Annotated in this window: 19 protein-coding genes; 7 read left to right on the forward strand and 12 right to left on the reverse strand. The window is 58.7% G+C overall.

Annotated elements, in window-relative coordinates; all coding sequences use genetic code 11:
* Positions 1 to 88 precede the first annotated feature (88 nt).
* From KUF73_RS24570 to KUF73_RS24585, 4 genes are all read left to right on the forward strand, one after another.
* Positions 89 to 871 (forward strand): helix-turn-helix transcriptional regulator, encoded by a 783-nt coding sequence (locus tag KUF73_RS24570; protein ID WP_218440594.1) that lies wholly within the window; start codon positions 89 to 91, stop codon positions 869 to 871.
* Between the two features lie 119 nt (positions 872 to 990).
* Positions 991 to 5397 (forward strand): dermonecrotic toxin domain-containing protein, encoded by a 4407-nt coding sequence (locus KUF73_RS24575; protein ID WP_256345684.1) that lies wholly within the window; start codon positions 991 to 993, stop codon positions 5395 to 5397.
* A 90-nt stretch (positions 5398 to 5487) separates the two neighbouring features.
* On the forward strand, positions 5488 to 5796 hold the full coding sequence (locus tag KUF73_RS24580) for a PsiF family protein (protein ID WP_218440595.1): 309 nt from the start codon (positions 5488 to 5490) through the stop codon (positions 5794 to 5796).
* 171 nt (positions 5797 to 5967) lie between these two features.
* Positions 5968 to 6981: an AI-2E family transporter gene (locus KUF73_RS24585; protein WP_218440596.1), complete on the forward strand. Its 1014-nt coding sequence runs from the start codon at positions 5968 to 5970 to the stop codon at positions 6979 to 6981.
* A gap of 57 nt (positions 6982 to 7038) precedes the next feature.
* Here the strand turns inward: KUF73_RS24585 and KUF73_RS24590 are convergent, their stop codons facing one another.
* Positions 7039 to 8313, reverse strand: a complete 1275-nt coding sequence (locus tag KUF73_RS24590; protein ID WP_218440597.1) for an Hsp70 family protein — start codon at positions 8311 to 8313, stop codon at positions 7039 to 7041.
* Positions 8314 to 8608: 295 nt separating this feature from the next.
* On the opposite strand from KUF73_RS24590, the gene KUF73_RS24595 reads away from it, so the two are divergent.
* Positions 8609 to 9553 carry a DnaJ C-terminal domain-containing protein gene (locus tag KUF73_RS24595; protein WP_218440598.1) on the forward strand — a complete coding sequence of 315 codons (945 nt, stop codon included), beginning with the start codon at positions 8609 to 8611 and terminating at the stop codon, positions 9551 to 9553.
* Between the two features lie 23 nt (positions 9554 to 9576).
* Positions 9577 to 9882, forward strand: a complete 306-nt coding sequence (locus KUF73_RS24600) for a chaperone modulator CbpM (RefSeq protein ID WP_218440599.1) — start codon at positions 9577 to 9579, stop codon at positions 9880 to 9882.
* 210 nt (positions 9883 to 10092) lie between these two features.
* On the opposite strand, the gene KUF73_RS24605 is transcribed toward KUF73_RS24600, so the two are convergent.
* Genes KUF73_RS24605 through KUF73_RS24620 form a run of 4 tightly spaced genes read right to left on the reverse strand, consistent with a single transcriptional unit; the run spans position 10093 to position 14504 of the window.
* On the reverse strand, positions 10093 to 11223 hold the full coding sequence (locus KUF73_RS24605) for a sensor histidine kinase KdpD (protein WP_218440600.1): 1131 nt from the start codon (positions 11221 to 11223) through the stop codon (positions 10093 to 10095).
* The gene (locus KUF73_RS24610; protein ID WP_218440601.1) at positions 11189 to 11482 is read right to left on the reverse strand and encodes a hypothetical protein; all 294 of its coding nucleotides are present in this window, start codon (positions 11480 to 11482) and stop codon (positions 11189 to 11191) included. The genes KUF73_RS24605 and KUF73_RS24610 overlap by 35 nt, the downstream gene beginning before the upstream one ends.
* A gap of 4 nt (positions 11483 to 11486) precedes the next feature.
* Entirely contained in the window at positions 11487 to 13640 is a 2154-nt protein-coding gene (locus tag KUF73_RS24615; protein WP_218440602.1) for a lipase family protein, read from the reverse strand.
* A gap of 12 nt (positions 13641 to 13652) precedes the next feature.
* On the reverse strand, positions 13653 to 14504 hold the full coding sequence (locus KUF73_RS24620; protein ID WP_256345686.1) for a hypothetical protein: 852 nt from the start codon (positions 14502 to 14504) through the stop codon (positions 13653 to 13655).
* A 670-nt stretch (positions 14505 to 15174) separates the two neighbouring features.
* Here KUF73_RS24620 and KUF73_RS24625 point away from each other — a divergent pair.
* A complete protein-coding gene (locus tag KUF73_RS24625; RefSeq protein ID WP_218440603.1) occupies positions 15175 to 15570 on the forward strand; it encodes a DUF6124 family protein in 396 nt (131 codons plus the stop codon).
* Between the two features lie 117 nt (positions 15571 to 15687).
* On the opposite strand, the gene ureC is transcribed toward KUF73_RS24625, so the two are convergent.
* The 7 genes from ureC to urtE form a co-directional block, all read right to left on the reverse strand.
* Positions 15688 to 17388 carry an urease subunit alpha gene (gene ureC, locus KUF73_RS24630; protein WP_218440604.1) on the reverse strand — a complete coding sequence of 567 codons (1701 nt, stop codon included), beginning with the start codon at positions 17386 to 17388 and terminating at the stop codon, positions 15688 to 15690.
* A 153-nt stretch (positions 17389 to 17541) separates the two neighbouring features.
* On the reverse strand, positions 17542 to 17847 hold the full coding sequence (locus KUF73_RS24635) for an urease subunit beta (protein WP_218440605.1): 306 nt from the start codon (positions 17845 to 17847) through the stop codon (positions 17542 to 17544).
* The gene (locus KUF73_RS24640) at positions 17847 to 18380 is read right to left on the reverse strand and encodes a GNAT family N-acetyltransferase (RefSeq protein WP_218440606.1); all 534 of its coding nucleotides are present in this window, start codon (positions 18378 to 18380) and stop codon (positions 17847 to 17849) included. The genes KUF73_RS24635 and KUF73_RS24640 overlap by 1 nt, the downstream gene beginning before the upstream one ends.
* A gap of 6 nt (positions 18381 to 18386) precedes the next feature.
* Positions 18387 to 18920: a GNAT family N-acetyltransferase gene (locus tag KUF73_RS24645; protein ID WP_218440607.1), complete on the reverse strand. Its 534-nt coding sequence runs from the start codon at positions 18918 to 18920 to the stop codon at positions 18387 to 18389.
* 9 nt (positions 18921 to 18929) lie between these two features.
* Positions 18930 to 19232, reverse strand: coding sequence for an urease subunit gamma (gene ureA / locus KUF73_RS24650; RefSeq protein WP_218440608.1), 303 nt, complete (start codon positions 19230 to 19232; stop codon positions 18930 to 18932).
* 158 nt (positions 19233 to 19390) lie between these two features.
* On the reverse strand, positions 19391 to 20227 hold the full coding sequence (locus KUF73_RS24655) for an urease accessory protein UreD (RefSeq protein ID WP_218440609.1): 837 nt from the start codon (positions 20225 to 20227) through the stop codon (positions 19391 to 19393).
* 30 nt (positions 20228 to 20257) lie between these two features.
* A complete protein-coding gene (gene urtE, locus KUF73_RS24660; RefSeq protein ID WP_008031204.1) occupies positions 20258 to 20956 on the reverse strand; it encodes an urea ABC transporter ATP-binding subunit UrtE in 699 nt (232 codons plus the stop codon).
* Between the last annotated feature and the right edge of the window lie 5 nt (positions 20957 to 20961).

Consider the following 20961-nt stretch of genomic DNA (forward strand, 5'->3'; position numbering starts at 1 on the left):
ACCAGAACGTTAATGAGGGGTGATTATCCCCTGTCTGGATACAAGCCTATACTTCGATCCAGACAACTCACCCCTGACGACGGACAGCATGACCAGTAAACACATCGATCTGCTGGATTTCAGCGAGTTGCCATCGACGGTGTATTTCCGCTATGCCGATTTCGATACTCACGAATATGCCGCGCCGCACCGCCATCCCTGGGGCACGCTGGAATACGCCGCCCATGGCGTGTTGCATATGGATATTGGGGGCAGCCGTTTCATGTCGCCCCCGCAATATGCAGTGTGGGTGCCGCCCGAGATCGAGCACAGTTTCTACAGTCATCAGCCGATCAACTACCGCGCCGTATGCCTGGCACCCACGGTATGTGCCGATCTACCGCAGCAGGCCTGCACGTTGGCCATCAGCGACATCCTCAAGGCCATTCTCAAGGACTTTGCCGCCCGGGACGTGAAGATTCCCGAGCAGGCTGCTGACAGACGTTTGGCACACGTTTTGGTCGACCAGTTGCAGAAGGCGCCGGTGCATGAGTGTTACTTGCCCTACGCCAGCACGCCGGGGCTGCAGGGCATACTCGAAGCACTGCAAGCCGAGCCAGGGGACAACCGGCCATTGGCGGATTGGGCTGCGCGCATTCATGTCAGCGAGCGCACCCTGGCGCGGCAGTTTGTCCGCGAGTTGGGCATGAATTTTGGCGAGTGGCGCCAGCGTCTACGATTTCTGGCTGCGATCGAAGCGCTGGACAGCAATCGCAGCATTCAGGACGTTGCCTTTGACATGGGCTACAGCACGGCCTCGGCATTTATCGCGATGTTCCAGCGTCAGGCAGGTTGTTCGCCCGACTACTATCGGCGCAATAAGATGTTTTAAAATTTATTAAGATATTTCATACAGCATTATCCGAAACAAACCTCACGAAAGCAGGATTAAGGCACTGTAGGCTTCGAGGCTCTTTATCTAAGTGGGTCATTGCTGTGAAAGGTTTACTGTTGAAGTCTGAAAGTGTTTCGGGTTCTCCCGGTATTGAACATGAAGAAAGTATTCATTCCAGTTTTATCAAAGACGCCATTCCCGACTGGTTTATCAATTCATCTCTTCAGCGAATGGGTGATCTGCGTAATACCCCTAAAGTTATTCAGGGTTGGAGCAAAACGGCGTCACATACCGAGCATTTGGCCGCCAAAGGTGCCATGCAGGCCAGTTGGCAGGCGCAGAACCATGTCGATCGAATGTTTGCAAAGCTGCAAGATGCCGAGTCGTTCGCCCAGCCACTACTGACGCAGGCGCTCAACGAACAATACGGTGTCGTAGTCGATGTTCATGAAATCTTTTTGCGTTTGTATTCTCCGGCTAAAACATCACCTTGGACGTTCAATGTAACGGGCGGTGTCGGAAGCCGAACTGTCTCCTTGCTTAATGCGGCGCTGCAAAATTTTGCCGACAGTGAAGTGTTTGCCGCTGACTCTGTATTTATGACCAGGCCCGATGAGATTGGGCGATTTGAAATAAAGAAACCGGGTATAACGATCGAGCAGTTCCAAACGCTTTGCCGAACTCTGGATATCGGCTCCCAGTATAAAAAGTACTTGGAAAGATATCTGGTTCCCGCAGAAGTCATGGATCGGGCGGTGATGCAGAAACGCGTTGTGGTCAGTCAAAAAAGCGCGATGAAAGCCGCAGCACATTTGGCGTTGATGAAAAAAGACATCAGTCCTACAGCGTACCTGACGGTATTGAACATGGTCCTGGGCAAAAAGGGCCTGGTGTTGGATGGCGCTTCCGTACGCTTTTACCACTTGAACATGCTCGACACCCGCCTCACCGGGATTGTGCTTATCGCTGCCGATCTTGACACACCCGGTGCCGATATCCGGCGCGTCATTGCCTATGTACCGCACGACCCTGAGCATCCGTTGAAAGAGTACCCTTCGACGGCCGACTTCGCGCTTGAGCTGACTCGCCGGCTACGAGGCAACGCTCAGGCGTCCCCATCATCCCGGCGAAGCTATCAGACGTTTTTCAGTCGATTCGTGGGTCATGGTCAGCGTGGTCATTTCTTCGCCGCGCTCAACGCTCAATTGTGGGAACTCACCTATCACGGCGCGCAACCTGGCTCCAATACGCCCGCCTGGCGCGAAACACCGGTAGAGCGCCCTGATCTGCGGTTTGCCAGCGAGTCGTTTGAAAGCGATACCGCCAATCGCTATCACGGCGATCCGTGGATTTATCTCTATGAACGGCAGGTAGACAAGATCCTTGCCGATGGCCGCGCGCTGGCCATCACCACCGCCGATGCGGACAGTACGGCACGCTGGGCCTGGGTCGAAAACCTGAAAAAAATGCTTTCAGACATCATGGACGTTGCCTTGCTCGTCATGACCCCATTTGTACCGGTACTTGGCGAAGTCATGATGGGATATATCGTCTATCAACTGGTGGACGGGGTCGTTGAAGGCGTCGTCGAGCTCGCCGAGGGCGAATACGTGGAGGCAGCGGAGCATCTGGTCGGCTTTGCTGAAAACCTGATTCAGTTGGGCACCTTTGCCGCTGGAGCGACTATCGCCACTCAGGTGGTGAAACCCAGGTTGTCCTCATTGCTCGAAGGTGCCCGTAAAGTCACGCTGGAAAACGGCAACCAGCGGCTATGGGGGCAAAATCTGCAACCCTACGTACAACAGAACCTGCGTCTGGTGGCGGACTCCAAACCGGACATTGACGGTCTGCATCAATACAAGGGCAGGCGGATTCTGCCGTTGGACGATGACCATTTCGAACTCAAGGTCGATTCGCGGACCGGCAAACACCGGGTTCAGCATCCGACCCGTCCCGAGGCCTATCAGCCGGTGGCGGAGAGTAACGGTACGGGCGCTTTTGTGATCGAGGGCGAGACGCCCCACACCTGGGACGCCGATAAGCTGATCAGGCGACTCGGTCCATCGGTGGAGGGGGTGACGGACATGCTCGCGGATATCCGCACCGTCAGCCGCGCCGACCTTGGAGCACTTGTGCGCATGTACGCCAATAACGAACGGGCGATCCCTTTGCTGAGCGATACGGTCACCCGGTTCAGCTACGACCGGGAAATCCGCACCTTCATCCGAAACATCGGCAGCGACCGTGCGCAGGACTATCTGCAGGCCGATCCGCTCTGGCAGTTTCAACTGCTGGACGGTTTGTGGCCCGGGAAAGCGATTGAGCTCAAGGGGGCCGACGGGCAAGTGCTGTACACCATCGGGTCCGGTGCAGAACCTGTGTCTGTCCCTGCCGACGGATTGGCAGGTACCGACCTGATCGACACCTTGCTGCTGTATCTCGATGATGCCCAGACCCGGCAACTGCTAGGTGATGAACAACATGCGCCGCTGCGCAGTCGCAAGCAGAATGCCAAGCGTTTGAGGATTGAACTCGCGCAATTGGCAGAACAGCGCAAAACCTCATTGTTCGACAGGCGCTACCGCAACGTCGAGCGAGCCATCAGCGCTGAAGCGAGGGTCATCCAGGACGAGGTGCCCGGAGTGCCCGGTATCGTCGCACAAGAACTGGTGGCGCTAGCGCGCCCGGAGGAGTTGCAAGCGCTCAAGCTGCGCAGGCTTCCCGCACGCCTGGAAGAATTGGCGCACTGGGCGCTCAGAGACGTACGGATCAGCCGGGCGTACGAGGGTTTTTACCTGGAGTCGGTCAACAATCCGGACTTTGACGCCCTGGCGTTGCATTCGCTGGAAAACCTGCCTGGCTGGAATGCGGAGGTCAGAATCGATCTGCGACACTACAGTTTCGACGGCCGGCAACTGGACAGCATCGGCCGTGAGGACGCCTCGATTCGACGTACGCTTGTGGAGAGTGCCAGAGGGTTTTTCCAGGCTTATGACGAGCTAGGCAATGCCCTGCATTCAGGCAGTGATTTGTTTACCTCGATCTTGCAGGCGTTACCCGATGCCGAGCGTGATGCGTTGCAGGTGCATATCGGCCAGGGCCCGGTCCTGAAAGCGGCATTGCGCGACCATGCCCTGAAGCCCTACAGGCTGTTAAGCATCCTTTCCGATTTGCCGGAGTTGAAAAGTGCAACATTCGATCCGCAGATCATGCGCCTGCGTGGGGGCGCTCCCGCCTCAACGGGGGAGGCTGCGCAGCTGCGAATCGTCGAGCAAAACTGCGTGGAGTTCGTCAACGGCGCTTTCCATCCGAGCGTCCCTGATTTTGAGCGATACAACTTCCTGCGCGGCCTGAAGCTGATGTACGAAAACTTGTCCCTCGATTGCTGGGACGCACTTTGGCAGGGCCTTTCCAAGGCGAACGGCGAGGGTGCCGATGCCAATCTGCGAACGGTGCAAAGCATTGAAGTATTGCCTGATCTGAAGAAGCTGATGCCGTCCGACCAGTACGATGCTTTGATTGATCGACTGTTCACCGAGGATGGTTTGGTGGCGCTTACGGAGTCCGAGCGCAATCTGGGCGCCTGCGCGCGCAATCTCGAGCAAACCGGGCGTCTGGATGAATATCAGACGCTGCAACATGCAGTGAGTGAAAGCATCACGCCGTCCAGCGAGCGATGGGTCGCGTTGGAGAGCTATGCAGATGCGCTTGTATCGGGCGTATCGACGGCAGCGCAGCCGACCGAAGTGACACCCCAGGTCATGGTCAATTTGCGACAGGCACAATGCGCCATCTATCGAGCCAAGGAGCTGTTGCCTTTATCGGGCAACCAGTTGCCCAGCATCTGGGAAAACGGCGGTTCGGCGATCGCGAAAATCAAGGGGCTGCGAGGGCTGGATCTGCAGGAGGGTGATTTCACCGCGCGGATGACAATCGCCGAACATGCGCGCAAAGCGATCGGAATCAAAGGCGGAAACTGTTCGGAAAACTCGAAGGTTACTTTCGCGCTTCTGGCCAGCCAACCAAGAACCTCCCGGGTTCACCTCGTCAAAGCCAGGGCTTTGGATCATCAATACGTGGTGATCGGCGATGATCTGACCAATCTCAAGCAGTTGGTCGTTGCCGATTCCTGGCCGGAGTTCCCTGCCGCACATACGGCGGACAACGGCTATTTCGAGTTCGAACTGCCGCCCCTGGCAACCCTTGAGCCAGGCCCCGCAAGCGCGGACTTTATGTTTGTCAACGATGTGCCGGCGGGCCGGGCGGAGCTGCCGCAGGCTTCGCAGGACAACACCTTCAGGCAGATAAAAATGAACAAACTGTACAAGTCCGGGGCCTATGCCCAATTCACGTCCTTGAAGGCGTTGGGAACACAGTACAGTTTGCCTGGGGAAGTCGGGGTGTCGTTCGAGCGATTGCCCGTTTCGGTGATCGAAAAACGGATGTCCGCCTGGGAAGGCTACTGCCAGGCATTCAAAAGCCTGCTGGACGAAGAGTCCGCTATTGCATCACGGGCACAATGATCGTTTATGGCTGGAGGAAGGTGTAACAAGGCTTGACTACACTCCTCGGGGAGGCCGCATCTCTCGGTGCGGCAACAAGGAGAAAACTCCATGAAGATGTTGCGTGTCCCTTTGTTGATGATCGGGTTGCTGCTCTGTTCCCAAAGCTTCGCCGCCACTGACCAGCAGAACAAGATGACCACCTGCAACGCCGATGCCACCGCGAAAAGCCTCAAGGGCGATGAGCGCAAGACATTCATGAGTACCTGCCTGAAGGCGGCCCCGGCAGCGAACGACGCCGGTAAAGCCTTGACCCCGCAGCAAGAGAAAATGAAAACCTGCAACGCCGATGCCGCTACCAAAGCCTTGAAGGGCGATGCACGCAAGGCGTTCATGAGTGATTGCCTGAAGAAAAAATAAAGATCAAAAGATCGCAGCCTGCGGCAGCTCCTACATGCGGTTGCGGTCCCTGTAGGCGCTGCCGCAGGCTGCGATTTTTTGGGCGCGACACCGTTTGTGGGCATCTGCTCGCTTCGCCACCGGATCGCTGGCAGACTGCCCATCCTTTTACGCCGTTCGTTTTGAGGCTGTATGTCAACGTTTTCTCAGCGTCATGTTTTGCTGGTCATCAGCTGGGTCATCATTTTTGGTGGACTGCTGCTGGTGATTCCGCTGCGGTTGCTGCCCAGCCTGCTGGCCGGGCTGCTGGTGTTCGAGCTGGTCAACATGCTCACCCCACAATTGCAGCGGCTGATCGAAGGTCGGCGGGCGCGCTGGCTGGCGGTGGCGTTGCTGGGGACTTTAGTCGTCAGTGTGTTGACGTTGATCTTCGCCGGCGCCATCAGCTTTCTGCTGCACGAAGCGGAAAACCCCGGAGCGTCCCTCGACAAATTCATGCACGTGGTCGATCGCGCGCGCGGGCAACTGCCGCCGTTCATCGACGCCTACCTGCCGGCCAGCGCCGCCGAGTTCCGCGTGGCGATTGGCGAGTGGATGAGCAAACACCTCAGCGACCTGCAACTGGTCGGCAAGGACGCGGCGCACATGTTCGTGACGCTGCTGATCGGCATGGTGCTGGGCGCGATCATTGCCTTGCAGCGCGTGCCGGACCTGACCAAGCGCAAGCCGCTGGCCGCCGCACTGTTTGATCGCCTGCACCTGCTGGTCCAGGCGTTTCGCAATATCGTGTTCGCGCAGATCAAGATTTCCCTGCTCAACACCTTCTTCACCGGGATTTTCCTGGCGGTGCTTCTGCCGATGTTCGGCATCAAGCTGCCACTGACCAAAACCCTGATCGTACTGACCTTCCTGCTCGGCCTGCTGCCGGTGATCGGCAACCTGATGTCGAACACCTTGATCACCATCGTCGGCCTGTCGCTGTCGATCTGGGTGGCCGTGGCGGCGCTGGGTTACCTGATTTTTATCCACAAGCTCGAATACTTCCTCAACGCGCGCATCGTCGGCGGGCAGATCAGTGCCAAGTCGTGGGAGTTGCTGCTGGCGATGCTGGTGTTCGAGGCCGCGTTCGGCCTGCCTGGGGTAGTGGCGGGGCCGATTTATTACGCGTACCTGAAAAGCGAGTTGAAGCAGGTGGGGATGGTTTGATTTGCTTTTGATCTAATTGTGGCGAGGGAGCAAGCTCCCTCGCCACAGGGTATTAGATCAGCCCATCGAACCGTAGCGCTTGGCCGCCTCAATCGCCAAACCACTGCCGATACTGCCGAAGATGTTCCCTTCCACATGCCGCGCATTCGGCAGCATCGCCGAAACACTATTGCGCAGTGCCGGAATCCCGCTCGAACCACCGGTGAAGAACACCGTATCCACCTGATCGACCCGCACATCGGCGTCTGCCAGCAACTGGGTGACGCTGTTGCGCACGCGCTCCAGCAAATTGTCGATGGCCGATTCGAACAGTGCCCGGCTCAGCTCCACGCTCAAGCCCGGTTCGATGCGGTCCAGCGGCACGTGGCGGCTGTCGGCGTGGGTCAGCTGGATCTTGGTTTCTTCCACTTCCATGGCCAACCAATGCCCGGCACGCTGTTCGATCAACTTGAACAGGCGATCGATGCCGCCAGTGTCTTCAATGTCGTAACGCATGCTGCCCAGGGCCAGGGTCGACTTCTGCGAGTACACCGAGTTGATGGTGTGCCAGGTCGCCAGGTTCATGTGGTGGCTGGTGGGCATGTAGGCGCCGCTCTTCATGCGGCTGCCGTAGCCGAACAGCGGCATCAGGCCTTGCAGGCTCAGTTGCTTGTCGAAGTCGGTCCCGCCGATGTGCACGCCGCCGGTGGCGAGGATGTCGTCGTGGCGGTTGTCATGGTCGCGGCGCTCCGGTGACAGGCGCACCAGCGAGAAGTCCGACGTACCACCGCCGATGTCGACAATCAGCACCAGCTCTTCTTTCTCGATGGTCGACTCATAGTCGAAGGCTGCGGCAATCGGTTCGTACTGGAACGACACGTCTTTGAAACCGATGGCGCGGGCCACGTCCACCAGAGTGTTTTCCGCTTCCTGGTCGGCCATTTCGTCGTCATCGACGAAGAACACCGGACGACCCAGCACCACTTCTTCGAATTCCCGACCGGCGGCGGCTTCGGCACGCTTCTTCAGCTGACCAATGAACAGACCGAGCAGGTCCTTGAACGGCATCGCCGTGCCGAGGACGCTGGTGTCGTGCTTGATCAGCTTGGAGCCCAGCAGGCTCTTGAGCGAGCGCATCAGGCGACCTTCGTAGCCTTCCAGGTACTCGTGCAGCGCCAGCCGGCCGTACACCGGGCGGCGTTCTTCCATGTTGAAGAACACCACCGAAGGCAGGGTGATCTTGTCGTCCTCCAGCGCGATCAGCGTTTCCATGCCGGGGCGCAGCCAGCCGACGGTGGAGTTGGACGTGCCGAAGTCGATGCCGCAGGCACGGGCTGGAGATGCGTTTTTCATGTCTTTCGAGTTCCGGTTAAAAAACGGCCGCGCAGTGTATGCCAGTGCGCCGCAGAATCGAAGGCCGACTATCTGCTAATTCTGCCGATCAACGTCTTGAAAGACGCCGCATCACCCCCAAACTACCCTGCATCAACCGGACAGCCGTGGGGCAAGCGCAAGAAGCCCCGCCTGCTGCCGATAAACTTCTGATGCGCTGCCCGGTCACAACCCTGAGATCGGACAAACCCCGTGCTGCAAAAAAGAGCATGCTGTGGCGGTGGCGCGACTTTGATAACGGATGGTGATTCCCGCGATGGACTTCAAAGACTATTACAAGATTCTCGGTGTGGAGCCGACAGCAGACGATAAGGCGATTAAAGCCGCCTATCGCAAGCTGGCGCGCAAATACCACCCCGACGTCAGCAAGGAAAAGGACGCCGAGGCCAAGTTCAAGGATGCCTCTGAAGCCTATGAAGCGCTGAAAAGCGCCGACAAGCGCGCCGAGTACGACGACTTGCGCCGCTATGGCCAGCATGGCCAACCGTTCCAGGGGCCACCGGGCTGGCAGAGCCGTGGCGGTTTCGGTGGTGGCGGTCAGGACACTGGCGACTTTTCGGACTTCTTCAGTTCGATCTTCGGTAACCGTGGCCCTGGTTTTGGGGGTGCAGAGTCGCGTCGCAGCAGCGGGCGTCGAGGGCAAGACGTGGAAATGGAACTTGGCGTGTTTCTGGAAGAAACCCTGTCGAACGAATCGAAGAAGGTCACCTTCCAGGTGCCGCAGTACAACCCTGCCGGCCAGCACGTCAGCAACACCCCGAAAAGCCTGAACGTGAAAATCCCCGCCGGCGTGACCGACGGCGAGCGCATCCGCCTCAAAGGCCAGGGCGCACCGGGTGTCGGTGGCGGCGCCAATGGCGACCTGTACCTGACCATCCGCTTTGCGCCGCACCCGAAATTCGATGTCGAAGGCGAAAACCTGATCATCACGTTGCCATTGGCACCGTGGGAGCTGGCGCTGGGTACCGAAGTGGCTGTGCCGACCCTGACCGGCAAGATCAACCTCAAAGTCCCGGCCGGCAGCCAGAATGGCCAGCGCATGCGCGCCAAGGGCCACGGCCTGCTGAACAAGGCCGGTGAGCGAGGTTACCTGTTCGTGCAGCTCAAGGCAGTCATGCCGAAAACCTCAAGCGAAGAGGTGAAAGCGTTGTGGCAGGAACTGGCGAAAAAAGCTGCCTTCGACCCAAGAGAAAACTTCTGATCCCAGACACGGAGTAGCCCAACATGAGCAACCCCCTGATCGTTCAACTGGACATGGCAGAATTCTGTGAGGCGACCGACCTGTCGGACGTCTACGTGATCGAAATCGTCGAACACGGCATCCTCGAACCTCAGGGGAGTGCGCCCAAGGACTGGCGCTTCACCGATTACGAACTGGCCCTGGCCAAACGTGCCGCCAAGCTGCGCCACGATCTGGAGCTGGAATGGGAAGGCGTCGCCCTGGCGCTGGACCTGCTCGAAGAAGTGCAGCAACTGAGGGCAGAGAATCGGATGCTCAAGCAACGCCTCGCACGCTTGGTAGTCGAGTAATCCCCTACAGGAGGTTTGTAGGAGCTGTGTAGGAGCTGTGTAGGAGCTGTGTAGGAGCTGTCGAGTAAAACGAGGCTGCGATCTTTTGATCTGGCCTTTGATCTCTGGCACCCAACAGCCCCATGACGATCAAGATCAAGATCAAGATCAAGATCAAGATCAAGATCAAGATCAAGATCAAGATCAAAAGATCGCAGCCTTCGGCAGCTCCTACGGGGCGCTGCGTGGCAATACCACGGTAAACAATGTGCCATCCGCTTCGCTGGAACTGACTTCAATCGTCCCCTGATGCGCATCGACCACTTCCTTGACGATAAACAGGCCCAGGCCAAGGCTGGTCGAGGGCTGTCCCAATTCTTCATCGGCACTGCGCACCAACGGGTCGAAAATGGTGGCGATGGCGTCCGCTGGGATCGGTATGCCGAAGTTGTGCACCGTGAGTTGAACCGCATCCTGCTCACCTCTGAGGGTCACCGTCACGTCGCGCTTGTTCGAGCCATGCTGCAAGGCGTTGCCGATCAGATTTTGCAGCAGTTGAGCGATTCGCCCCGGATCCCAATTGCCGCTGACGTCGCCCAGTATTTTCAGCGCCGGATCACACTCCGGGTTACCGGCGCAAGCATCGGCGATGGCTGCATGCGCGGCCTCTGCCAGGTCCATGGGCGCCAGCTCGATCGGCAGGCTTTTACCCAGGCGGCTGCGCACCAGTTCCAGCAAATCGTTGACCATCACCGCCATATGTCGCGTCCCGCGCTTGATGTGGGTCGCGCATTTCAGGGCGTCCCCTTCCAGCCTGGTTTTGCGCAGGAGCATTTCGGTGGACATGCTCACCGCTTGCAGGGGCACGCGCAGGTCGTGGCCGAGGATTGCCAGAAAGATGTCCCGCGAGCGATTCACCTGTTCGGCATAGGCTGCAGTGGATTCGGCCAACGCTTCGTCGATGGCTTCATTGAAGCGGATCATGTCCTGGAAATAGGCCATGTCGGGGGATTCGAGGCTGTCCACCCACAGGCGAATGACGCAGGCGCGCAAATGGCGGAATTCGCTGGTCATTTGCACCAGATCGAAACCCACGGTATGGCGCAATTCGCCGTGGCTGGCACCGGCCTGGTCCAGGCTCGGGGTTTTTTCCGGGCCTTCGCCCTTGGCCTTAGCGGCCTGCTCACCGGGAGTTTGTGGCTTGGACATATCCCGAGCGGCCGCCAGCAGAATCGCGCGCGCATGATCGCGCAGGGCGCTGCGGTCCATGGCTTCGGCGGCCGGCGTGATGGTTTTGGCGAATTGCTCCCACTCATCGACGATGCGATCAACCTGTTGCACGATGAATTCCGAAAGACGCATGGCGGCTACCTGGGCATGAATCGAAGGACAGCGATTCGAATAGTAGCCCCTTTGGCGAGAAATACACGATCGCCGGCGCGTGGGCATTAGCGAGCACCGGCGTGGTGGCATTCAGGTCATTCAACAGGTGATTATTCAAACCCTTTTTCAGGGGTGTCATGCGATCCCGGCAAACAGCAAAAAACAGCGATGCGGATGATTGAGGGAGTTCAGGCGAGCAAACAGATCGAGTGCCGTCGGCATTCCATGCGGGCGACATTCAGTTATTCGATGTACCGACGCTGGCTGGCCAGCATGACTCCATCATCCAGTTGCCTTGGTGCCATGGCCATGCGGAACACACTCTGATTTTCAGCGTGTTTTGCCCAACGCTCCAGGCCACTGGCGAACTCGGGTGACTGCGCAGCGCTGCCATACACATCAGCCTCCGTGAGGCTTCGATAACGCAAGGCTTCCAAGCGCTGGCGGGTTGTATGCAGACGGCTCTTCTCTCGGCTCATGGCTCTCATGGCGGCCTCTTGATTGGCGGGTAGACCACGCGGCAATTCCTCATACCTCACCGCGCGGTAATAGACGGTAAGACGCTGATCAAGCGCTTGTATGGCGTCATCGACAACGCGGTACTCGCGCTCGCTGATCACGGTTGAGCCGGTTTCCAGCGTTTGCTGCCAACGGCGCAATGTTGACCAGGCGTAAGGGATGTAGCTGGCGAGCATCATGTGATCGGTGTATTGGACCAGTTGCGTCAGCAAACCATCGCGGGCCGGCATATCGCTTTTTGTTTTTTTCTCCAGCATGGCGGTGCACGCGGCGTTTTCGATGGACTCGCAATCCGGGTCCCACAATACCGACGACCATTCATCGTCATTGAAGCGCACCAGCATGAAATGCTGCTGTTGCCCGTGATGGTGATAGGGATCACCCTTGAGCCGCATCAGGCCGGCACCGAACAGCAGCAGGCCATAGGGGCCGGATAAGAACGTTGTTGCGAAACCCGGTACCCAGACCTTCCAGTTGGCGTCCATCCAGGGCGCCGGCACGCCGGGCACCGGGTCGTTCCGGTTGACCATGCGGTGATGGACGAGGTCGGCAGCACCTTCGACGAAGGTTGAGTCGCCGGCGCGTGGGGCGCCGTAGGTGTAGAGGAGGATGTTGTAGGTGACACTCGCACGCCGACGAAGTGCTTCTGCCAGCAACAAAGCGATGGCACCGCCGAGGCTGTGGCCGCAGATGATGATTTTTTGACCCGCGTGAAATTTATCCAGATAACGCAAGACGAACGCTTTCATTGCCTGAAACGCGCTGTAAAACCCTTGATGAACTCTGCCGACACCCTCTTCGAACGTCACTTGAAGCGCGTCCACATCTCGTAACGCATCTTTCAGGCTGGCCGTACCACGCACCGAAATCAGAATGACTTCGTCGTGATGACAAATGAACGCCTGGGTATCGCCGCCGTCTTCCTGGTCATCGAAAAAATGCTGGTTGGCCGGGTGCTCCTGGTCTTTGCCTTTATCCGGGTGGTTCTGCTCATACAGCGTCGGGTCGAACGGCAGGATTTCCAGGCGTTTTGAATACGGCACGTCTTCGTACAACGGAAAGAACCGATGACGCTGCTGGCTATCGACTTGCCAGTTTTCTCGATAATTGGCCAGCGCCTCGCCAAACAGATTGCCAATGCTCGGCGCCTTGGGAAAGCGCACGTTATCCCGCGGCGTTTCACGCGGGTCCTGAGCGAAGTCGGTGTAACTCAACGTCGCCATCAGGGCCAATTGATAGAGGTTCAGCGCACAGAATTGGTCATCGGTGGACAGCATGGGCCGCAACGCGCGCATGGGTCGCACTTCCAGCACATGAAGTCGGTTGGGGAGCAGGGCGACGCCAAATGAAATCTCGGGGCCGAAACTCACTTCGGAGATGGCCCGCAGCAGGGCGTTATGCGGCTCGTAGAAGCGTTTGACCACTGGCGGCAAATGCGCGCCCTGACTGACCAGGTCCCGTACCTCGACCTGGATGAAGGAACCGGCGTCTTTCATGGCGGGGTTGTGTTCGCGGCGAAATCCGTCGGCGTGGAAGAAGCGGGTTTGTTCGGCGCGGTGCTGGAGATCGGTGATTGGGAGAGGGTAGTACTCTCGTTTGATCAAGCGTTCATATGGTTCTTCGAGTCCTTCGTACTGCTTGTCCATCGTGAGCGCGACAGGCCCACGGTAGTGGTTCTCCACTTTGGCAAATCCCTCATCATCCAACCACCCGGTGTATTCCTGACCGACGCTGTCCGTTACGGTGTACTGCAAACCACCATAGGGCTTGCCATCCCCTTGCTCGTCCACTAATCGGAAACTCGTCCAATGCCCTCGCAATGGGCAGGCCAGCATCCTATCGCTAAAGAAAGGGTAGTCACACGCCTTAAGTTCCATGTCTGATTTTCCTTATTCAGTACAGTTGGGGTAGACGGTGCATTCGCGACCGTCAGGCATTTTGAAAGACTTGAAATCAGTGGTGTTGCCGCGACAAAAAGCGTCTTGATCCTCAAGGCTTTCGCCCAGGCAACGTTTCCAACCCTGTGGAAAACGGATCCAGGTGTCTCGTCCAAAAGGCCGTTCCTCGGCCGCCATCCTGAACACCATCCTCACCGTCTGGCCTGGCAACTGATCGCGCTGCAACACCCCACCGGCCATGCGTTTCACCATGTGGCCATCTGAGTCGACAGCTCGACAGTGCAGGATTTTTACGATCGCTCGTTTGGGTCCCACCGTGCGAAACAACCATTGGCACTGTCCCTGAAACGCCTGAACACCAGAGACGGGAAACGCCGGAAAATCGGTATCAAGAACGTCGCGAAAGGACAGGCTGGCAAAGTCACCGCCGATGTCAGACCAACGCGTTCCCCACTTCGCGTCGAGGTTCAGCTTCAAACTGCTCAACACCAACGGACAACCACCGGCACGCGTCGTCAGCGGCACCTCAAACTCGGCCGTGCGCGCAACGTTCTGGTATTCACTGGTGAAGAACTTGCGATTGGGTGCCACCTCTCCGCGTTTGCGCGGCGGGGCCTGACAGGTTTCGCCGGTGGCCGGCACATAAAAAGCGTCGGCTTTTACCCGGAAATCCGCCGGCACATCGGCCTGCAAGGTAAAGCTCTGTGCCGGTGCAAAAACACAGCCGCCAGAGACAAGCGCCAGTGTGATTAGCGCCAGTAAGCGAAAAGATTGCCCTTTCGCGAGACGCGATCCTGAGTCTTTTTTGAGAGCGGAATTAGCCCGCTCCTGAGCTGCCGTCACTTGATGCTCCTGCCAATTACCCCCGTCAAAAACGAAGTATTCACAGGGGTATAGCAGTCATCCAGAACTGTCTGAGGGGCCCGGAACCGATTCGGATCACGCCTACGACAGACTCTGAAATATCTGACGTTTGCAGTCCGGTTAAAACTTCGAACACCACAAAACCCTGTAGGAGCTGCCGAAGGCTGCGATCTTTTGATCTTCAAATGCAAAATCAAAAGATCGCAGCCTGCGGCAGCTCCTACAGGGATGGTATGCAACGGCGAGAGGGTGGTCGGCTGTCCGGACGTAATCGCGGATTTGTGGTTTTAAACATTGCCCGACAGTGATTGTTTAAGCGCTGTCAGGGTTACTTGATGAAAGCTACAAAACCTTGTGCCGTTGCCTACAGGTACGCCAGAATCCGCCGGCTTGTGCGCCTTTGTGCCTGGGCTTTATCGTTTCCCGGTCGCTGAAAAAAACAGTGATCGGGTTTGGTAGACCTGATGCATCGACGCATAGCGTCACCTTGTACGGCCCTTTTTCAGGGTTCCGTTTTATGGTGGCCATGCGCAGGGTCCCTTCGGGGCGCCGGTTCCGATGCCCGGTCTACCAACCTTCGTATGGTCACCACCCTCCGTTTGGTAGCGAGAGAGTGATGGCTCCTTTTAAGTCGCATCGGAGTTTCACTATGTTCAAAGTCACACCCAATCCGCCAGACACCGATCCCGCATCTCCCTACGAATCCACCGACTCCAACAAGCTCAACGAGGCCGCCGAACGCGCCCTCGACCATCACTTTCCGCCAGCCGACAAGAAACCACCGAAACGCAACGGCCAACTCTTCAGCGTCTGCCCAGACGTCAACACTGAATCATTGCTGGCCAACGCCTCGGAAGACCTGCTGTCCATCAGCGCCATCGCCGCCGACCTCGCCGATCATGTGCAAGGCTCAAGCCGCTCCGTTGCCCTGGCATTGAGCCGCATGGCCGACGGCGTGCATTTGTTGGTGGATAAAGCGCTGGATCATCTGGATGAACCGGAAATGGCGGCGATAGTTGCCAGGCAACAAAGCCGAATGAGCTAATCGCAAAACAGAAGATCAAAAGATCGCAGCCTTCGGCAGCTCCTACAGGGTGTACGCGATCCCATGTAGGAGCTGCCGCAGGCTGCGATCTTTTGATCTGAAAAATGCCACCCACACTCAGAACAGAAAATACCGCTGCGCCATCGGCAACACGTCCGCCGGCTCACACCACAGCAATACACCGTCGGCCTTGACCTGATAAGTCTGCGGATCGACGTCGATGCTCGGCAGATAGTCGTTGTGGATCAGGTCGGTTTTCTGCACCTCACGGCAGCCTTTGACCACGGCGATTTTCTTCTTCAGCCCAAGCGCTTCAGGCAGGCCAGCCTCCAGCGCCGCCTGGCTGATGAAGGTCAGGCTGGTGGCGTGCAGCGAGCCGCCATAGCTGGCGAACATCGGCCGGTAGTGCACCGGTTGCGGCGTCGGGATCGAGGCGTTGGCGTCGCCCATCAGACTGGCGGCAATGGCCCCGCCTTTCAAAATCAACGTCGGTTTGACCCCGAAAAACGCCGGGCGCCAGAGCACCAGGTCGGCCCATTTGCCCACTTCCACCGAACCCACTTCATGGCTGATGCCATGGGTGATCGCCGGGTTGATGGTGTACTTGGCGATGTAGCGTTTGGCGCGGAAGTTGTCGTTGCCTTCGCCGTCCAGCGGCAGCGGGCCGCGCTGCTTTTTCATCTTGTCGGCGGTTTGCCAGGTGCGGGTGATGACTTCGCCAACACGGCCCATGGCCTGGCTGTCGGAGCTGATCATCGAGAACGCGCCGAGGTCATGTAGGATGTCTTCGGCGGCAATCGTTTCGCGGCGGATGCGGCTTTCGGCGAAGGCCACGTCTTCGGCAATGCTCGGGTCCAGGTGGTGGCAGACCATGAGCATGTCGAGGTGTTCGTCGATGGTGTTGCGGGTGAACGGTCGGGTCGGGTTGGTGGAGCTCGGCAGCACGTTGGCAAAACCGCAGGCCTTGATGATGTCCGGCGCATGACCGCCGCCCGCACCCTCGGTGTGATAGGTGTGAATGGTGCGGCCCTTGAAGGCGGCGAGGGTGGTTTCGACGAAGCCGGATTCGTTGAGGGTGTCGGTGTGGATCGCCACCTGCACGTCGAACTGATCGGCGACGCTCAGGCAGTTGTCGATGCTCGACGGGGTGGTGCCCCAGTCTTCGTGCAGCTTGAGGCCGATGGCGCCGGCCTTGACCTGTTCGATCAACGGCTCCGGCAAGCTCGCATTGCCCTTGCCGGTGAGGCCGATGTTCATCGGGAAGGCGTCGGCAGCCTGGAGCATGCGCGCCAGATGCCACGGCCCGGAGGTGCAGGTGGTGGCGTTGGTGCCGGTGGCGGGGCCGGTGCCGCCGCCGATCATGGTGGTGACGCCGCTCATCAGCGCTTCTTCGATCTGCTGCGGGCAGATGAAGTGAATGTGGGTGTCGATGCCGCCGGCGGTGAGGATCATGCCTTCACCGGCGATGACTTCGGTGCTGGCGCCGATGGCGATGCTCACGTTGGGTTGCACGTCTGGATTGCCGGCCTTGCCGATGCCGGCGATGCGCCCGTCCTTGAGGCCGACGTCGGCTTTGACGATGCCCCAGTGATCAATGATCAGGGCGTTGGTGATGACGGTATCGACCACTTCGGCGGCCAGCAATTGGCTTTGGCCCTGACCGTCGCGGATGACTTTGCCGCCACCGAACTTCACTTCTTCGCCGTAGGTGGTGAAGTCTTTTTCCACTTCGATCCACAGCTCGGTGTCGGCCAGGCGGACTTTGTCACCGACGGTGGGGCCGAACATATCGGCGTAGGCCTGACGGGAAATTTTCATGTGCTTGCCTTGGGAATTAATTGAATGTGGGATCGCATTCGCGGGCAAGCCTCGCTCCTACAGGTTTTGTGTCGATCGCGAAAATTGCGTACGACACAAAGCCCGTAGGAGCGAGGCTTGCCCGCGAAGGGGCCGTCACCGGCGCTGAATCACTTACAGGTCACCCATGATCCGCCCGGCAAATCCGAACACCCGGCGATGCCCGGCCAGGTCCACCAACTCGACCTCGCGGCTTTGCCCCGGCTCGAAGCGCACGGCGGTGCCGGCGGGGATGTTCAGGCGCATGCCGCGACTGGCGGCGCGGTCGAAGGTGAGGGCGTCGTTGGTTTCAAAAAAGTGGTAGTGCGAGCCGACCTGGATTGGCCGGTCGCCGCTGTTGGCCACTTTCAGGCTGAGGATGCGGCGGCCAACGTTGAATTCGATGTCGCCGGGCTGGATCTGGTATTCACCGGGAATCATCAATGGGCTCCTTGGAGAACTTTGTAGTAGAGGGCGGTGGGCTTGTAGCGACCGCTCGGGTCGCAAGCGTAATCGGGAATTTCACCGGCACGGGTGTACCCCAGCGCCTTGTAGAAATCTTCAGCCGGTGAGCCTGCTTCGGTGTCGAGGAACAGCATGCCGCGCTTGTGCTGCAGGGCGGCCTGTTCCAGTGCGGTCATCAACTGTTGACCCAAACCGCGACGCCGCGCCTGTTCACGCACCAGCAGTTTCTGCACCTCGGCGCGGTTCAGGCCGTTGGCTTTCTGGCACAGCGTCAGTTGCACGCTGGCCTGTACTTGTTCGTCCTTGACCACCACCCACAGCAGCACGTTGCCTTTGTTCAGGTTCTCTTGAACCTCGTCGAAATAGGCACGGGCCTGCGTTGCATCGAGGTTGGCCATGAAGCCGACACTGGCGCCATAACCCACGGCATCGAGCAACAGATCAATCAAACCCTGACGATAGTGCGCAAAGCTTTCAACATTGACGCGTCGCAGTTGGGCGGGGTTCATCCGGTATCACTCCTGGTTGGCGCTCGGCGGTTGGGCGCCAGGATTGAGGGTCAATTGCATAAAGGTCAGGTCGAGCCAGCGACCGAACTTGGTGCCCACCTGAGGCATCTGCCCGGTGGTCACGAAACCGATGCGCTCGTGCAGGCGAATCGAGGCGGCGTTACCGCTTTCGATGGCGGCCACCATCACGTGTTTGCCGCAGCCCCTGGCACGCTCGATCAGCACGTCCATCAAGCGCGGACCGAGGCCATTGCCGCGCTGGTCGCTGCGCACGTAAACCGAGTGCTCGACGGTGTGGCGGAAGCCGTCGAATGGCCGCCAGTCACCAAATGAAGCGTAGCCCAGCACGTGGTTGTCAGCGTTGACGATCACCAGGATCGGGTAAGCCTGGGATTGCCTCGCACTGAACCACGCTTGCCGGTTGCCCAGGTCCACAGCCTGTTCGTTCCAGATCGCCGTGGTGTTGAGCACGGCGTCGTTGTAGATGTCGCGGATCGCCGGCAGGTCGGCATGCACCGCATCGCGTATTTGATAAGTCATGGCGTGGCCTCAGGCGATCGGTTGATGGACGGTGACCAGTTTGGTGCCGTCGGGAAACGTCGCTTCGACCTGGATCTCCGGGATCATTTCCGGGATGCCTTCCATCACGTGTTCGCGGGTCAACAGGGTGGTGCCGAAGTGCATCAACTCGGCGACGGTCTGGCCATCGCGGGCGCCTTCGAGCAATGCCGCCGAGATGTAGGCCATGGCTTCCGGGTAATTGAGTTTCACGCCGCGCGCCAAACGCCGTTCGGCCACGAGGCCGGCGGTGAAGATCAGCAGCTTGTCTTTTTCGCGTGGGGTCAGGTCCATCGTAGAAATCCAGTTTCGGCAGTTAGATAATTATGTAGGAGCTGCCGAAGGCTGCGATCTTTTGATCTTGATTTCGACTCTGATTTTTGGCGGTCGTGAAAAAAATCAAAAGATCGCAGCCTCGTTGCACTCGACAGCTCCTACAAGGGAATGTGTGTTCAGGTGTTCCATATTCTGGGCGGGACGGCTTCTCGGCCGAGCAGGGCCGGGCGTAGCAACTTCCACAAATCGATTAGCCAGCCACGCGCCAACAGGGCCTCACTTGCCAGGCAGCGCGCAACCAGCAACCCCGGCAATTGCGTCAAATCCCCGCGCACGTCATTGGGCAGCGAGCGGCAACGCTCCAGCAAATCGCTATCGATTTCGCCGGTCACCAGCAGGGTGGCAAACACCGGTTGCCCATCCAGGCCAATCGGTGAATCGAGCAAACCGTCAGCCCCGACAATGCGCTGGCGTTCATGCCAGAGCAACTGGCCGTCGCGACGGATATCCAGTTGCGACTGGTAATGCCCAAGATCAAAACGCTCGCCACTGGCCGGTCGACCAAGCGCCACGACGTCCCAATAGAACAGCCGCGCATCGCCTTCAAGGTCGATGGCAGTGCTGAGCTCCGCCTGGGCCGCGCTGAAGACGATCGTCTCCTGCGGCAACCATTCCAGTGTCCCACCGGCTGCCACCTTCAACTTCAGCTGCTGATAGGCGGGGCCGGCCGCGCGATACCACTTGGCCGCGCCGGGGCTGGTGATCTGCGCCCACGCATCGCGGCCGACACTGGCCGAGATGTCCAGACGGTCGCCACCGGCAATCCCGCCCGGTGGGTGGACGATGATGTGCTGGCAGACTTCAGGCCCTTCGGCATACAGATGCTTTTGCACCCGCAGCGGGCCGAGGTGGCGGCGCTGAACCGGGCGCGTGCTGTCACCGAAACGGGCATAGCCCAACTCGAGCTCGGCGTGCCAGCTGGGTGTGAACAAAAGGGAGGCAGGTAAATTCATATGTTTTAGTTATCGTTAGGACGCTACAGATTAGATCGTTACCAGACCGCGCACACCTTCGGCTTCCATATTTTCTCCGCGACCCTGCTGCACGATCTCGCCCCGGGACATCACCAGGTATTGATCCGCCAGTTCAGCGGCAAAATCATAGAACTGCTCCACCAGCAAAATCGCCATGTCACCACGCGCCGCGAGCTTCTTGATCACCGCGCCGATTTCCTTGATCACTGACGGCTGGATGCCTTCGGTGGGTTCGTCGAGGATCAGCAGGCGGGGACGACTGGCCAGCGCTCTGCCGATGGCGAGCTGCTGTTGTTGCCCGCCGGACAGGTCGCCGCCGCGTCGTTGCTTCATTTGCAGCAGCACCGGAAACAGCTCGTAGATGAACGCCGGGACTTCCTTGGCTTCGCTACCGGGAAAACGCGAGAGTCCCATGAGCAGGTTTTCCTCCACGGTCAGGCGGCCGAAAATTTCCCGGCCCTGTGGCACATAGGCGATGCCGGCGTGCACCCGTTGGTGCGGCTTGAACGTGGTGATCGGCTTGCCTTCCCAATTCACCGCGCCTTCTTTGGCCGGCAGCAGGCCCATCAGGCACTTGAGCAGGGTGGTCTTGCCCACGCCGTTACGCCCGAGCAGGCAGGTGACTTCACCGACCTTCACGTCAAACGTCAGGCCGCGCAGGATGTGGCTACCGCCGTAGTATTGGTGCAGCTTGTCGACTTGCAGCATCTTCA

The sequence above is a fragment of the Pseudomonas sp. PD9R genome, assembly GCF_019200975.1.
GTDB lineage: Bacteria > Pseudomonadota > Gammaproteobacteria > Pseudomonadales > Pseudomonadaceae > Aquipseudomonas.